Source organism: Streptomyces sp. NPDC090108 (genome assembly GCF_044747185.1).
In the GTDB taxonomy this organism is placed as follows: Bacteria; Actinomycetota; Actinomycetes; order Streptomycetales; family Streptomycetaceae; genus Streptomyces.
Genome location: NZ_JBIVDQ010000001.1, coordinates 414,520 through 429,915 on the forward strand (window position 1 = coordinate 414,520; position 15,396 = coordinate 429,915).

Here is a 15,396-nt window from a genome sequence, read left to right on the forward strand (position 1 = left end):
CATCACAGCCCCACACCCTAGCGAGGCGCGCATATGGATGAGGACTTCCGGTCGGGCGACGATGGTTGCACGCACGGCTGTGCGCCACGGTCCACCAGGGTGGCGAGGACGACCGCCTCCCCCACGTCAGCCGGGATACGGCGGAAATCTACCGGTCAGCTCACGCACCTCGGCACGCACCCCGGAAGGATCATGATCACCCCGGAGCACCCCGGCCAGCAAGGCGGCGATATCGGCCATCTCCGGCTCGGTCATGCCCTGGGTGGTCACGGCGGCCGTCCCCAGCCGCAGACCGCGTCCCTCGGACGGCAGCGCGCAGCCGTCCAGCACGATCCCCGCGGCGTTCAGCAGGCCGCGCGCGGTACGGCCGTCCACGCCGAGCGGCGCCGGGTCGACGGTGATCAGGTGGGTGTCGGTGCCGCCGGTGGTCACCCCGAGCCCCAGGGCCGCGAGGTGTCCGGCGAGCACCCGCGCGTTGGCGACGACCTGGCGGGCGTACGCGCGGAACCCGGGCGTCGCGGCCTCGCCGAACGCGACGGCCTTGGCGGCGATGGAGTTCATCTGCGCACCGCCCTGGGTGAAGGGGAAGACGGCCCGGTCGATCCGTTCGGCCAGCTCGCTCCCGCACAGGATCATCCCGCCGCGCGGACCGCGCAGCACCTTGTGGGTCGTGGCGCACACCACGTCGGCGTACGGCACCGGGTTCGGCGCCACTCCCCCCGCGACCAGTCCGATGGGGTGCCCGGCGGCCACGATCAGATGGGCGCCCGCCTCGTCGGCGACCTCGCGGAAGAAGGCGTAGTCGATGTGGCGGGGGTAGGCGATCGAGCCGCACACGATGGCCTTGGGCCGGTGCTCGCGGGCCAGCCGGCGGACCTGGTCGTGGTCGATGAGCCCGGTCGCGGGGTCGACGCCGTAGCCGACGAAGTCGAACCAGCGGCCGGAGAAGTTCGCGGGCGAGCCGTGCGTGAGATGCCCGCCGTACGGCAGTCCGAGGGCGAGGACGGTGTCCCCGGGCCGCAGCAGGGCCGCGTAGGCGGCCAGTACGGCGGAGGAGCCCGAGTGGGACTGCACATTGGCGTGCGCGGCGCCGAACAGCGCCTTGGCGCGGTCCACGGCGACGCGTTCGGCGACGTCGACCAGTTCGCAGCCGGCGTGGTGCCGGGCGCCGGGATAGCCCTCCGCGTACTTGTTGGCCAGCGGGGAGCCGAGGGCGGCGAGGACGGCCGGCGAGGCGAAGTTCTCGGCGGCGATCAGCTGGAGCGTCGTCGACTGCCGCGTCAGCTCGCCGAGCAGGATCTCGGCGAGTTCGGGGTCCTGTCGCCGCAAGACGTCGGTGTCGAGGGCAGAGGTGACCGCCATGGTGGGCTCCCGGGCGTCGGCGGGGACGTAGGTCCAATGTAGGCCGGGGACCCCGGGACCGCCCGGTGTCGCAGCTGTGCCGGGGGTGCGGCGGCGCGACGCCGCCGGCGCGCGGACCGTGTCCGCGGGTCCGTCGTGGCCGTCATGGCCGTCATGGCCGTCCTCGTACCCCCCGGGAGGAGCGCCGCGGGTACGCCGGATCGCCTCGGGGCGTCAGGCGCGGGCGGGCACGCCCGTGAGCGCGGTGACGACCGGGTCCAGCGCCTCGTGTATCTCGTCGCCGATCGACCGGAAGAACGGCAGCGGCGCCCCGTAGGGGTCGTACACCTCGTCCGCCTCCGCGGTCGGCGCCAGCAGCCAGCCGCGGAGCGCGGCGGCGGCGCGGACCAGGGCGCGGGCGCGCATGACCACGCCGTCCTCCAGGGGCGGCAGGGTGGCCGGGTCTATCGCCCGCACCAGGCGGGTGAACTCCTTCAGCGTGAAGGTGCGCAGGCCCGCCGAATGGCCCATGGAGATGACCTGGGCACGATGGTCGCGGGTGGCGGTCAGGACGAGGTCGGCCATGATCACGTGCTCGTCCAGCAGTTCACGGCCGGTGAATCCGGAGGCGTCCGCGCCGAACTCGGCGAGCACGGTCTCCGCGTTCTCCTCCATCGGCGCGCCCTCATGACCCCAGGTGCCCGCGCTCTCCACGATCAGCCCGCCGCCGAGTACGCCGAGCCGCTCCGCCACGAAATGGCGGGTCAGGCGCTCGGTGATCGGCGAGCGGCACACGTTGCCGGTGCTGACGTGGAGGATGCGGAAGGTGTCGCGCGGAAAGCCGAAGGTCGTCGTGACCTCCGCCGCGCGTTCCTCATTGCCTATGCCACGCCCCGCTTCAGGGGCCGTCAATTCGCCACCTCGAGGTCGGGTACGACCTTGCGCAGCTCCTCCGCGGAGAGCGCGCCCTGGCGCAGCAGCACGGGCACCTCGCGGGTGACGTCCACGATGGACGACGGCACGTTGCCGGGGGTCCGGCCGCCGTCGAGGTAGACGGAGACGGAGTCGCCCAGCATGGTCTGCGCGGCCTCGCAGGTCTCCGGCGCGGGGTGGCCGGTGAGGTTCGCCGAGGACACGGCCATGGGGCCGACCTCGGTGAGCAGCTCGATGGCGACGGGGTGCAGCGGCATGCGCACGGCGACCGTGCCGCGGGTGTCGCCGAGGTCCCACTGCAGGGACGGCTGGTGCCGCGCGACGAGCGTGAGGGCGCCCGGCCAGAACGCGTCGACGAGCTCCCAGGCCATCTCGGAGAAGTCCGTGACGAGGCCGTGCAGGGTGTTCGGGGAGCCGATGAGGACGGGGGTGGGCATGTTGCGGCCCCGGCCCTTGGCGTCGAGGAGGTCGGCGACGGCCTGCGAGGAGAACGCGTCGGCGCCGATGCCGTACACCGTGTCGGTCGGCAGCACCACCAGTTCGCCCCGGCGGACGGCCGACGCGGCCTCACGCAGACCCGTCACACGGTCGGTCGCGTCGTTGGTGTCGTATCGCCGTGCCATGTCTAGCGGGCCTCCTCGTACACGTACTGCGGGCTGGAAGAAAAGAGGGTGCTCACGGCATCGCCTTGCGGGCGGTCGCGAAGCGGGGCCGGTTGTTGAGGTCGGGGTGGTCGGCCGCGTCGGCCCAGCCCCGCTCCTCGGTGAAGATCCACGGCACCTGGCCGCCCTGGGTGTCGGCGTGCTCGATGACGACGACGCCGCCGGGGCGCAGCAGCCGGTGCGCGGTGCGTTCGATGCCCCGGATGAGGTCCAGGCCGTCCTCGCCGGAGAACAGGGCCAGCTCGGGGTCGTAGTCGCGGGCCTCGGGGGCGACGTACTCCCACTCGGTGAGCGGGATGTACGGCGGGTTGGAGACGACCAGGTCGACCTGGCCGTCGAGCTCCGGGAAGGCGTCCAGGGCGTTGCCCTGGCGCAGGTCGACCCTGGAGCCCGCCACGTTCTTGCGGGTCCACACCAGGGCGTCCTCGGACAGCTCCACGGCGTGCACGCGCGAGCGCGGCACCTCCTGGGCCAGCGCGAGGGCGATGGCGCCGGAGCCGGTGCACAGGTCGACGATGCAGGGCTCGACCACGTCCATGGCGCGCACGGCGTCTATGGCCCAGCCGACCACGGACTCGGTCTCCGGCCGGGGCACGAAGACACCCGGGCCGACCTGGAGCTCCAGGTAGCGGAAGTACGCCCGGCCGGTGATGTGCTGGAGCGGCTCACGCTGCTCGCGGCGGGCGATGACCTCCCAGTAGCGGGCGTCGAAGTCCGCGTCCTTGACCGAGTGCAGCTGGCCGCGCTTCACGCCGTGCACGAACGCGGCGAGCTCCTCCGCGTCGTTGCGCGGTGAGGGCACGCCGGCGTCGGCCAGCCGCTGGGTGGCCTGGGCCACCTCCGCGAGCAGCACGCTGCGGGGGCTCGGGGGTCGCCCCCCGAAGTCTTGCTGCACGCTCGTCCTCCGGTCCTCGTGCTTCGTCCTGCATGCCTTGCGCGGTCGCGCCGTCCGCGGTCCTGCCGTGCGCGGTCCTGCTGTACGCGGTCCGCCCGCCGTGCGCGGTCCCGGGCGGTGCCGCCGCGGGACCCCGGCCCCGGGCGGCAGGGGCCGTCGTCCTAGGCGGCCGCGAGCTTGGCCGCCGAGTCGGCGTCGACGCAGGCCTGGATGACCGCGTCGAGGTCGCCGTCCAGGACCTGGTCCAGGTTGTACGACTTGAAACCGACCCGGTGGTCCGAGATGCGGTTCTCCGGGAAGTTGTACGTACGGATCTTCTCGGAGCGGTCGACCGTGCGGACCTGGCTGCGGCGGGCGTCGGCGGCCTCGGCCTCGGCCTTCTCCTGGGCCGCGGCGAGCAGCCGGGAGCGCAGGATGCGCATGGCCTGCTCCTTGTTCTGGAGCTGGCTCTTCTCGTTCTGGCACGACGCCACGACTCCGGTGGGCAGGTGCGTGATGCGCACCGCGGAGTCGGTGGTGTTGACGGACTGGCCGCCAGGGCCGGAGGAGCGGTACACGTCGATGCGCAGGTCGTTCGCGTGGATCTCGACGTCGACCTCCTCGGCCTCGGGCGTGACGAGCACACCGGCCGCGGAGGTGTGGATGCGGCCCTGGGACTCGGTCGAGGGCACGCGCTGCACGCGGTGCACGCCGCCCTCGTACTTCAGCCGGGCCCAGACGCCCTGGCCGGGCTCGGTGGCACCCTGGCCGCCCTTGGTCTTCACGGCGACCTGGACGTCCTTGTAGCCGCCGAGCTCGGACTCGGTGGCGTCGATGATCTCGGTCTTCCAGCCGACGCGCTCGGCGTAGCGCAGGTACATGCGCAGCAGGTCACCGGCGAACAGGGCGGACTCGTCGCCGCCGGCGCCCGCCTTGATCTCCAGGATGACGTCCTTGTCGTCGCTCGGGTCCCGGGGGACGAGCAGCAGACGCAGCTTCTCGGTGAGCTCGTCGCGCTGCTTGTCCAGCTCCTTGACCTCGGCGGCGAAGTCCGGGTCGTCGGCCGCCAGCTCGCGCGCGGTCTCGATGTCGTCACCCGTCTGCTTCCAGGAGCGGAACGTGGCGACGATCGGGGTCAGCTCGGCGTAGCGCTTGTTCAGCTTGCGCGCGTTCGCCTGGTCGGCGAAGACCGAGGGGTCGGCGAGCTTCTGCTCCAGATCGGCATGCTCGGCGACGAGTTCCTCGACGGCCTCGAACATCTTTCGGCTCCTGTACTGCGGGTGAGGGCTGGCGGGCGACCAAAAACGCCGGTCCAGGTCCACGCCCCGGTGGGGACGCGGCCGTGGACCGGCGGATCGGGGCTCGCTACTTCTTGGAGCCGGCAGCCTTGCCGAAGCGGGCCTCGAAGCGGGCCACACGGCCACCGGTGTCGAGGATCTTCTGCTTGCCCGTGTAGAACGGGTGGCACTCGGAGCAGACCTCGGCACGGATGGTGCCGGAGTCGATGGTGCTGCGGGTCGTGAACGACGCGCCACAGGTGCAGCTGACCTGGGTCTCGACGTACTCGGGGTGGATCTCGCGCTTCAAGGTGTCTCCTAGGTTCCGGGAGGGCGCCGGGTCGCCGACCCGCGGGATGCGGGGGCGTGAACCGGAGCCGACGTACCAGTCTGCCAGCACTGGCGCCATCCCCCAAAACCGGGAGCCCGCGCCCGGTATTCCCGGGGGTGCGCGCGGGGGTGCCGCGGGCGCGTGCGGGGGTGGTGCCGCGGCGACGTGCGGGCGGTGCCGGGGTCCGTCAGGACGCCACGACGCCCTTGGCGCCGCCGGTGGCCGAGCCGGTGGTGGCCGCCGCGGGGATCGGGCGGTCGTGCTCCAGCGCCGTCCAGATGAGCTGGGCCTTCGTCTTCTCCAGGAGGACCCGGTTGGGGTCGGCCGGGTCGTACTGGACGGGCATCGTGACCATCTTCATGTGGGTCGAGCCGATGCCCTTGAGCCCGGCGGCGAAGTCGGCGAGCGAGTTGACCGTGCCGAGGTCGGAGTCGGTGGTGACGGTCCTGGTGGCGGTGTCGGCGAGGTCGTACAGCTTCTTGGGGCTGCTGAAGACGCCGACGTGCTTGACCTGGGTGAGCAGCGCCTTCATGAAGGCCTGCTGGAGCTGGATGCGGCCCAGGTCGGAGCCGTCGCCCACGCCGTGCCGGGTGCGGACCAGGCCGAGGGCCTCGCGCCCGCTGAGGGTGTGGGTGCCGGCCGGCAGGCGCAGGTGGCTCTGCGGGTCGTCGATCTTCTTCGTGGTGGTGACCGGGACGCCGCCGAGGTCGTCGACGAGCTTCTGGAAGCCGGCGAAGTCGACCTCCAGGTAGTGGTCCATGCGGATGCCGGTGAGGGACTCGACCGTCTTGACCGCGCAGGTGGCGCCGCCGGTGGCGTACGCGGAGTTGAACATCACGCCCGACGCGGCCGGGTAGGTGGTGCCCTTGGCGTCGGTGCACGCGGGCCGGTCGATGAGGGTGTCGCGGGGCACCGAGACCACACTGGCGCGCTTGTGGCCCTTGTAGATGTGGACGATCATCGCCGTGTCGGAGCGGGCGACTCCGTCGTCCGTGCCGCCGCCGAGCTTCTTGTTGGTGCCGGCGCGCGAGTCGGAACCGAGCACCAGGACGTTCTCGGAGCCGTTGTCGATCTTCACGGGCCGGTCCGCGCCGAGGGCCTGGTTGATGTCGACGCTCTTGAGGTTGCCGTTGAGCTTGAAGTACAGGTAGCCGGCTCCGGTGCCCCCGAGGACGACCACGCCCGCGGCCGTCCAGGCCATGACGCGCATGACCTTGCGGCCCTTGCTGGGCGGCTTGCGGCGGCGGCCCTTGCCGCGGCGTCCGGGGTCGGTGGTGGCCGGCTCCGGTATGCCGGGCTGCGGCGTGCTCTCGGCGGACACGTCACTCCTAGGTCTCGTCCGGTGTTACCCCCTGGATCCGGGGTCGGGTGCGGTCCTCACCACCCCATCGTCGCTCCACCTGGCCAGACGGAGGAACTCGGAAAGCGTTGCACAGCGCGGAGTGACCGCCCTGTGCCGCACCGGCCACCCTGTGTAGCCGTGGATGCGGGGCGATCCCCGCCCACCTGCGACTTCTGCCGAACCGGTCGTACCGGTCGCAGCCGGTACCGAACGAGACACCTGTGGCGAACGTCTCGCCGATCACGCCAAGGATGTTCATGTACGGACAAAAAGGCACCCCGGTGGGGCGGGCAGGCGCCGGCCGCCGCTGCTTGCATCGCCGGAGCCGGGGGGCGGGCGAAGTCCCGCCCGTCGCGGCCGTCCAGAGGGACCGTCATCAGCGGTCAGGTGAAGGCCGGTCCGGCCGGACGCGGAAGCACCGCCGTCGCGTCCGGGAACCTCACCGGCGCGTGCGAGCGGCTCACCGGCGCGTGCGGGGACGGCAGCTGAGACACCGTGAGCGCCTCCGCGCGTACGGCACACCTCGTGGCGTCCGTAACGCCGAAAGGGGCGTCCGTAACGCCGAAAGGCCGCCCCCCGCCGGCGTACGGCGGGGGGCGGCCTCTGCGGACCGTCGGGCGACTAGTCGTTGTTCCCGGAGGACGGCGTCGTCTTCTGGATCTGCATCAGGAACTCGACGTTCGACTTCGTCTGCTTCATCTTGTCGAGCAGCAGCTCGATCGCCTGCTGCTGGTCCAGGGCGTGCAGCACCCGGCGCAGCTTCCAGACGACCGCCAGCTCCTCGGCGCCCAGCAGGATCTCTTCCTTACGGGTACCGGAGGCGTCCACGTCGACGGCCGGGAAGATGCGCTTGTCGGCGAGCTTCCGGTCGAGCTTGAGCTCCATGTTGCCGGTGCCCTTGAACTCCTCGAAGATCACCTCGTCCATGCGGGACCCGGTGTCCACCAGAGCGGTGGCGAGGATGGTCAGCGAGCCGCCGTCCTCGATGTTGCGGGCCGCACCGAAGAAGCGCTTCGGCGGGTACAGGGCGGTCGAGTCGACACCACCGGACAGGATGCGGCCGGAGGCCGGCGCCGCCAGGTTGTAGGCGCGGCCCAGACGCGTGATCGAGTCGAGCAGCACGACGACGTCGTGGCCCAGCTCCACCAGACGCTTGGCGCGCTCGATCGCGAGCTCGGCGACCGTGGTGTGGTCCTCGGCCGGACGGTCGAAGGTCGAGGAGATGACCTCGCCCTTGACCGACCGCTGCATGTCGGTGACCTCTTCCGGACGCTCGTCGACCAGGACGACCATCAGGTGGCACTCGGGGTTGTTGCGCGTGATCGCGTTGGCGATCGCCTGCATGATCATGGTCTTGCCGGTCTTCGGCGGGGCCACGATCAGACCGCGCTGGCCCTTGCCGATCGGCGACACGAGGTCGATGATGCGGGTGGTCAGCACGCCCGGGTCCGTCTCCAGGCTGAGGCGGTCCTGCGGGTAGAGCGGCGTCAGCTTGTTGAACTCCGGGCGGCCGCGGCCGTGTTCGGGGGCCATGCCGTTGACGGAGTCGAGGCGGACGAGCGCGTTGAACTTCTCGCGGCGCTCCCCCTCCTTCGGCTGACGGACCGCACCGGTGACGTGGTCACCCTTGCGCAGGCCGTTCTTGCGGACCTGGGCGAGGGAGACGTAGACGTCGTTCGGACCCGGCAGGTAGCCGGAGGTCCGGATGAAGGCGTAGTTGTCGAGGATGTCGAGGATGCCCGCGACGGGGATCAGGACGTCGTCGTCGGCCAGCTGCGGCTCGGGGCCGCCCATCTCGTCGCGGCCACGGCGGCCACGGCGGTCGCGGTAACGCCCACGGCGGCCGCGGCGGCCGCCCTCGAAGTCGTCCCCGTCCTCGTCGGGCCGCTGCTGCTGGCCCTGACGGCCGCCCTGCTGGCCCTGCGCCTGGCGCTGCTGTCCGCCCTGCTGCTCGTCGCTCTTGCCGCCACGGCGGTCGCGGTCACGGTCACGGCCGCGCTCACGGCGGTCGCGGCGGCCACGGCCCTCGCCGTCACCGGCGTCGGCCTGCGCGTCGCCCTTCGCCTCGGCGGCGACGGTCTCGGCGCCGCCCGCGGCCGGGCTGCCCGCCTCGGCGGTCGCACGGCGGCGACGGCGCTCGCCCGGCGCGTCGTCGGCGCCGGCCTCGCCCGAACGGGCGGTGCCTCCGGCCGGCTGGCCGGGGATGTCGATCTGCTGCTGCGCCTTGTCGGCGGGGGCCTCGACGGCCTTCTCCGCCTTCTTCTCGGCCTCCTCGCCCGTACGGGCCTTGGAGGTGGTGCGGCGCTTGGGCTTGGTCTCGGCGACGGCCTCGGCCTTGGGGGCACCGCCCCCGGCCTGCGCCTCCTTGATGACCTCGATCAGCTGGCTCTTGCGCATGCGCGCGGTGCCCTTGATGCCGAGGCCGGATGCGACCTGCTGCAGCTCGGCCAGCACCATGCCCTCGAGGCCGGTACCGCGGCGCCGCCGGGAGCCTGCACCGGTGGCAGGCGCGGAGGCGTCCGTGGCGGGCGCGGCAGCGGTCTCCTCGACACGTGCGCCCATCAGATCGGTGGTGTCGCTCACGAAGGGTCCTTCCCTGGAGCGGACGTCGGCCTGTCTGGCTCGGCGACCGGTTGTGCTGTCCGGCATCGGTTCTGTCTCTTACGAACCAAGCCGGGGCGGTGGTCCGCCAAAGCGGCGGAGGAGGAATTTCTGGTGATGACGCTTCCGCGAGCCGCGACACGCGGTGTCACGTGGCGTGAAAGCGCCGATTCCGGAGCGTGCCCGGCAACCCGCTCAGTGCCCGCGTACGACGTACTGCCCAGGTACGGCGCACGGAACACGAAGTGGCTTGGGAGGCTCCCGGAAGAATGTCTGTCCCTGACGGGGACACGAAGCACCTCGCCATGGTGGGGTCGGGTGCAGACTTGAGGTTAACACTACCGGATCCAACAAACATTCCCCCTCTCCAAATCCGGCAAGCGTGCGCAGTTAATCAAGACCTGAGGGTGCGAGCGGCAGCACGCTCGCTCCCTTTACATCGAGGCTCAGCCGGTTGGCGGTCCATTCGGCGCCGGCCAGTGCCTCTACCTTGTCCGCGGTACCCGCGTCGGCCAGCGCCATCACGGTGGGCCCGGCACCGGAGATGACGGCCGGAATGCCGTCGGCGCGCAGTCGCTCCACCAGCGCGGCGCTCTCCGGCATGGCGGGGGCCCGGTACTCCTGGTGCAGCCGGTCCTCGGTGGCGGGCAGCAGCAGCCCGGGGCGCCGGGTGAGCGCCTCGACGAGCAGTGCGGCACGGCCCGCGTTGGCGGCGGCGTCGACGTGCGGGACGGTGCGCGGAAGGAGACCGCGCGCGGTTTCGGTGAGTACTGGCTTTCCGGGCACGAAAACCACCGGAACGATGGAATCGTCCGGCTCCATTCTGATGGCGCGCGCCGCTCCCCCTTCCATCCAGGAAAGGGTGAATCCGCCGAGCAGACAGGCCGCGACGTTGTCGGGGTGTCCCTCGATCTCGGTGGCCAGCTCCAGCATCGCGGTGTCGTCGAGGCGGGACTCGCCGCCTATCGTCACCGCGCGGGCGGCGACGATGCCGGCGCAGATGGCGGCGGAGGAGGAACCGAGGCCCCGGCCGTGCGGGATGCGGTTGGCGCACACGATCTCCAGGCCGCGGGGCTGCCCGCCCAGCAGGTCGAACGCGGTGCGCAGGGAACGGACGAGAAGGTGCTTCTCGTCCCGCGGCAGGGTCTCGCTCCCCTCACCCGCGATGTCGATGTGCAGCCCGGAGTCGGCCACCCGGACGACGACGTCGTCGTAGAGCCCCAGCGCGAGGCCCAGGGCGTCGAAGCCCGGACCGAGGTTGGCACTGGTGGCGGGAACGCGCACCCGGACGGCGGCGGCGCGGAACGCTGGACCGGCCATCGCTCGAAGACACTCCTTGAGCTGCGGGACTGCCGGACGACAGCCGGATGACGCCAGACGTTGCATGACGTGGCATTCGGCGGTTGTTCGGCGGACATTCGATGTGGACATTCGATGACGTGCGAAGACCCTCGGGTCGCGCGGCGTACGCGGATCCGTGCCACACGCTCGGGCATATGCGGTGGGCGGGTTCACCACAGCCTATCGAAGGAAGGTTCTGCCGCGACATAGGGCGCACAGGAGGCGCACGATGCGTGTCGAAAGCCCCTTGTGCATCCCATCAGGGGTTTCCCTCGTCCGGGCCGTCGCGCGGGCCGGACCCCGCCGTCACGCGGGGGTGGCCCGCGGTCGGGCGGAGGTGGTGACCCGCAGTCGCGCGGGGCGGGCGCTCACCCGTGCCCCTGGCTCCCTGGGCCGTGACCCTTGCACTTCCGGCCCGGGGCCCTTGCACTTCCGGGCCGTGCCCCTTGCGCTTCATGCCGGGGCCCTTGCACTTCCGGCCCGGGTCCTTCCCCTTTCGGCCCGGGGCCCTTGCTCCCGGAGCCGTGGCCCCGGGAGCGGGTAGCGCCCTCGTCTCAGGCGAGACCCAGGCGCTCGGCCGCGACGGCCGCGTCGACGGGGACGGTGTCGGGCTGCGGCGCGCCCTCGACGGCCCAGCCCGGGTCCTTCAGGCCGTTGCCGGTGACGGTGCACACGATGCGCTGCCCGGGATCGACCTTGCCCTGCTCGGCCGCCTTGAGCAGACCGGCCACGGACGCGGCGGACGCGGGCTCCACGAAGACACCCTCCTGCGCGGCCAACAGCCGGTAGGCGCGCAGGATCTCACGGTCCGTCACCTCGTCGATGGCGCCGCCGGACTCGTCGCGCGCGGCGAGGGCGTACTGCCAGGAGGCCGGGTTGCCGATGCGGATGGCGGTGGCGATGGTCGCGGGGTCCTTGACGACCTCACCGCGCACGATCGGGGCGCTGCCGGAGGCCTGGAAGCCCCACATGCGGGGGGTACGGGCGGCGATGCCGTCGGCCGCGTACTCCTTGTAGCCCTTCCAGTAGGCCGTGATGTTGCCCGCGTTGCCGACCGGCAGGACGTGGATGTCGGGCGCGTCGCCGAGCATGTCCACGATCTCGAAGGCGGCCGTCTTCTGGCCCTCGATCCGCACCGGGTTGACCGAATTGACCAGCGCCACCGGGTAGTTCTCGCTCAGGCCGCGCGCGAGGGTGAGGCAGTCGTCGAAGTTGCCGTCGACCTGGAGGATCTTCGCGCCGTGCACGAGGGCCTGGCCCATCTTGCCGAGGGCGATCTTGCCCTGCGGCACGAGCACGGCGCAGACCATCCCGGCCCGCACGGCGTACGCGGCGGCGGAGGCGGACGTGTTGCCCGTGGAGGCGCAGATGACCGCCTTGGCGCCCTCCTCCTTGGCCCGCGAGATCGCCATGGTCATGCCGCGGTCCTTGAAGGAACCGGTGGGGTTGGCCCCCTCCACCTTCAGGTGGACCTCGCAGCCGGTGCGCTCGGAGAGCACCTGCGCGGGCACGAGAGGCGTGCCGCCCTCGCGGAGCGTCACGACCGGCGTGGTGCCGGACACCGGCAGCCGGTCCCGGTACTCCTCGATGATTCCGCGCCACTGATGGGTCATTGCTGCTTACTCCCCTTCAACCCGCATGATGCTGGCGACACCCCGCACGGTGTCGAGCTTGCGCAGCGCCTCGACGGTCCCGGAGAGGGAGGCGTCGAGGGCCCGGTGCGTGACGACGACGAGGGAGGCCTCGCCGTCGCTGTCCTGCCGTCCCTGCTGCCGGACCGTGTCGATCGAGACCCCGTGCTCGGCGAACACCGTCGCCACCTGGGCGAGGACACCCGGTTTGTCGGCGACGTCGAGACTGATGTGGTACCGCGTGACGACGTCCCCCATGGGCGACACCGGCAGGGCGGCGTACGCCGACTCACCGGGCCCGGTGGACCCGCCGAGCCGGTTGCGGCAGACGGCGACGAGGTCGCCGAGCACCGCGGAGGCCGTGGGCGCGCCGCCGGCGCCGGGGCCGTAGAACATCAGCTGACCGGCCGCGTCGGACTCGACGAAGACCGCGTTGTAGGCGCCGCGCACGGAGGCGAGCGGATGGGTCAGCGGGATCATCGCGGGATGCACGCGCGCGGTGACCGACGCCCCGTCCGGGGTCCGCTCGCAGATGGCGAGCAGCTTGATGGTGCAGCCCATCTCCTTCGCCGAGCGGAAGTCGGAGGCGGTGACCTCGGTCATGCCCTCGCGCCAGACGTCGTCGAGGCGCACGCGGGTGTGGAAGGCGATCCCGGCGAGGATGGCGGCCTTGGCGGCGGCGTCGAAGCCCTCGACGTCGGCGGTGGGGTCGGCCTCGGCGTATCCGAGCGCGGTGGCCTCGTCGAGGGCCTCCTGGTAGCCGGCGCCCGTCGACTCCATCTTGTCGAGGATGAAGTTGGTGGTGCCGTTGACGATGCCCATCACACGGTTGATCTTGTCGCCGGCGAGGGACTCGCGCAGCGGCCGGATCAGCGGGATCGCGCCGGCGACGGCGGCCTCGTAGTAGAGGTCGGCGCCGTGCTCGTCGGCCGCGGCGTGCAGTGCGGCGCCGTCCTGGGCGAGCAGCGCCTTGTTGGCGGAGACGACGGAGGCGCCGTGCTCGAAGGCGGTCGTGATGAGGGTCCGGGCGGGCTCGATGCCGCCGATGACCTCGACCACCACGTCGACGTCGCCCCGCTTGACGAGCGCGGTGGCGTCGGTGGTGACGAGGGCCGGGTCGATGCCCTCACGGACCTTGGAGGGCCGCCGTACGGCGACGCCCGCGAGTTCCACGGGGGCGCCGATCCTGGCGGCGAGGTCGTCGGCGTGCGTCGTCATGATGCGAGCCACCTCTGAGCCGACGACACCACAGCCCAGCAGCGCCACCTTCAGCGGACGCGTACGCATCATCCGACCTCGTTTCCTCATACCGATTACGGTGGGAACAGTCTCACGCACCGGACGGGAGTTTCTCCCCTACGTCCGGATCGTGAGACATCAATTTCATTTCTCCGGACCGGAACGACGGAGGAATTCCGGCCGGGTCCGCGCTCGCCTTCCCGGCCCGGATCGGCACGCCTCCACGGCCCGGACCGGCATGCCTTCCGGGCCGCGCCCTGTCGGGTACTGCCAGGTCGGAAGCGGTGCGCGGGACGGTGCGCGGGACGGTGCGCGGGACGGTGCGCCGGCCGGTCCGGGGGGTGGTGCGCGGGGGACGCCGCCCGGAGCCGGCGTCCGCCTTCCGCCTTTCCCTGCCCTCTGTCGTCCTCAGCCGACGTCGAGACGCAGCAGGTCCTCCTCCGTCTCGCGCCGGACGATCACCCGGGCCTCGCCGTCCTTCACCGCGACGACCGGCGGCCGGAGCACGTGGTTGTAGTTGCTGGCCATGGAACGGCAGTAGGCGCCGGTCGCGGGTACGGCGATCAGGTCGCCCGGCGCCAGGTCGGCGGGCAGGAACGCGTCCTTGACCACGATGTCCCCGCTCTCGCAGTGCTTGCCGACGACACGGGCCAGCATCGGCTCGGCGTCGCTCGTACGCGAGACCAGGGCCACGCTGTACTCGGCGTCGTACAGCGCGGTACGGATGTTGTCGGACATGCCGCCGTCGACGGAGACGTACGTCCGCAGCCCGTCGAGCGGCTTGACCGTGCCGACCTCGTACAGCGTGAACGCGGTCGGGCCGACGATGGCGCGTCCGGGCTCGACGGAGATGCGGGGCGTCCGCAGCCGGGCGGACTCGCACTCGCGGGTGACGATCTCGGTGAGCGCCTTGGCGATCTCGTGCGGCTCGCGCGGGTCGTCGTCGCTCGTGTACGCGATGCCGAGACCACCGCCGAGGTCGATCTCGGGCAGCTCGACACCGTGCTCGTCGCGGATGTCCTTCAGCAGCTTGACGACGCGGTGGGCCGCGACCTCGAAGCCGGACATGTCGAAGATCTGCGAGCCGATGTGGGAGTGGATGCCGATGAGCTCCAGCCCGTCGAGCCGGAGGGCACGCCGTACGGCCTCCGCGGCCTGGCCCCCGGCGAGCGGGATGCCGAACTTCTGGTCCTCGTGCGCGGTGGCGATGAACTCGTGGGTGTGCGCCTCGACGCCGACGGTGATGCGGATCTGCACCTTCTGCCGTACGCCGAGGGACTGCGCGATGTGCGCGACCCGCACGATCTCCTGGAAGGAGTCGAGCACGATCCGCCCGACACCGGCCTCGACGGCGCGGGTGATCTCGGCGACGGACTTGTTGTTGCCGTGGAAGGCGATCCGCTCGGCGGGCATGCCGGCGGAGAGCGCGGTGGCCAGCTCGCCGCCGGAGCAGACGTCGAGGTTGAGTCCCTCCTCGTGCAGCCAGCGCACGACGGCACGGGAGAGGAACGCCTTGCCGGCGTAGAACACGTCGGCGTCCGCGCCGAAGGCGTGACGCCAGGCGCGGGCACGGGCGCGGAAGTCGTCCTCGTCGAGGATGTAGGCGGGGGTGCCGAACTCCTCGGCGAGCCGCGTCGCCGGGATCCCGCCGACGGTCAGCACGCCGTCGGCGTCCCGGCCGACGGTCTGCGCCCACACCTTGGGGTCGAGGGCGTTGAGGTCCGTGGGCGGCGCCGAGTAGTGCCCCTCGGGGAGGACATCGGCGTAGCGGGGGCCGGCGGGGTGCGCGGAACGGCTCATGACGTTGGCTCTCAGACTCTCTGT

Annotated in this window: 12 protein-coding genes; all 12 read right to left on the minus strand. The window is 71.7% G+C overall.

The window, feature by feature from the left end; translation table 11 throughout:
- Nucleotides 1-126 precede the first annotated feature (126 nt).
- The 12 genes from glyA to lysA all read right to left on the minus strand — a co-directional run bounded on the left by glyA (nucleotide 127) and on the right by lysA (nucleotide 15,372).
- Nucleotides 127-1,362 carry a serine hydroxymethyltransferase gene (glyA, locus tag ACIPRD_RS01770; RefSeq protein ID WP_356405403.1) on the minus strand — a complete coding sequence of 412 codons (1,236 nt, stop codon included), beginning with the start codon at nucleotides 1,360-1,362 and terminating at the stop codon, nucleotides 127-129.
- A 213-nt stretch (nucleotides 1,363-1,575) separates the two neighbouring features.
- Nucleotides 1,576-2,253, minus strand: coding sequence for a protein-tyrosine-phosphatase (locus tag ACIPRD_RS01775; protein WP_356405406.1), 678 nt, complete (start codon nucleotides 2,251-2,253; stop codon nucleotides 1,576-1,578).
- Nucleotides 2,250-2,897 (minus strand): L-threonylcarbamoyladenylate synthase, encoded by a 648-nt coding sequence (locus ACIPRD_RS01780; RefSeq protein ID WP_356405408.1) that lies wholly within the window; start codon nucleotides 2,895-2,897, stop codon nucleotides 2,250-2,252. The genes ACIPRD_RS01775 and ACIPRD_RS01780 overlap by 4 nt, the downstream gene beginning before the upstream one ends.
- Nucleotides 2,898-2,949: 52 nt before the next feature.
- Nucleotides 2,950-3,789, minus strand: coding sequence for a peptide chain release factor N(5)-glutamine methyltransferase (prmC, locus tag ACIPRD_RS01785; protein ID WP_356405410.1), 840 nt, complete (start codon nucleotides 3,787-3,789; stop codon nucleotides 2,950-2,952).
- Nucleotides 3,790-3,992: 203 nt separating this feature from the next.
- Nucleotides 3,993-5,069, minus strand: coding sequence for a peptide chain release factor 1 (prfA, locus tag ACIPRD_RS01790; RefSeq protein WP_356405412.1), 1,077 nt, complete (start codon nucleotides 5,067-5,069; stop codon nucleotides 3,993-3,995).
- Nucleotides 5,070-5,175: 106 nt separating this feature from the next.
- Nucleotides 5,176-5,397 (minus strand): 50S ribosomal protein L31, encoded by a 222-nt coding sequence (gene rpmE / locus ACIPRD_RS01795; protein WP_330459817.1) that lies wholly within the window; start codon nucleotides 5,395-5,397, stop codon nucleotides 5,176-5,178.
- 208 nt (nucleotides 5,398-5,605) lie between these two features.
- Nucleotides 5,606-6,739 carry an LCP family protein gene (locus ACIPRD_RS01800; RefSeq protein ID WP_401559067.1) on the minus strand — a complete coding sequence of 378 codons (1,134 nt, stop codon included), beginning with the start codon at nucleotides 6,737-6,739 and terminating at the stop codon, nucleotides 5,606-5,608.
- A gap of 642 nt (nucleotides 6,740-7,381) precedes the next feature.
- The gene (gene rho / locus ACIPRD_RS01805; RefSeq protein WP_356405418.1) at nucleotides 7,382-9,343 is read right to left on the minus strand and encodes a transcription termination factor Rho; all 1,962 of its coding nucleotides are present in this window, start codon (nucleotides 9,341-9,343) and stop codon (nucleotides 7,382-7,384) included.
- A 408-nt stretch (nucleotides 9,344-9,751) separates the two neighbouring features.
- Entirely contained in the window at nucleotides 9,752-10,681 is a 930-nt protein-coding gene (thrB, locus tag ACIPRD_RS01810) for a homoserine kinase (RefSeq protein WP_356405420.1), read from the minus strand.
- 575 nt (nucleotides 10,682-11,256) lie between these two features.
- The gene (gene thrC / locus ACIPRD_RS01815; protein WP_356405422.1) at nucleotides 11,257-12,315 is read right to left on the minus strand and encodes a threonine synthase; all 1,059 of its coding nucleotides are present in this window, start codon (nucleotides 12,313-12,315) and stop codon (nucleotides 11,257-11,259) included.
- Nucleotides 12,316-12,321: 6 nt separating this feature from the next.
- A complete protein-coding gene (locus ACIPRD_RS01820; RefSeq protein ID WP_356405714.1) occupies nucleotides 12,322-13,620 on the minus strand; it encodes a homoserine dehydrogenase in 1,299 nt (432 codons plus the stop codon).
- 360 nt (nucleotides 13,621-13,980) lie between these two features.
- Nucleotides 13,981-15,372 carry a diaminopimelate decarboxylase gene (gene lysA, locus ACIPRD_RS01825; protein ID WP_356405424.1) on the minus strand — a complete coding sequence of 464 codons (1,392 nt, stop codon included), beginning with the start codon at nucleotides 15,370-15,372 and terminating at the stop codon, nucleotides 13,981-13,983.
- Between the last annotated feature and the right edge of the window lie 24 nt (nucleotides 15,373-15,396).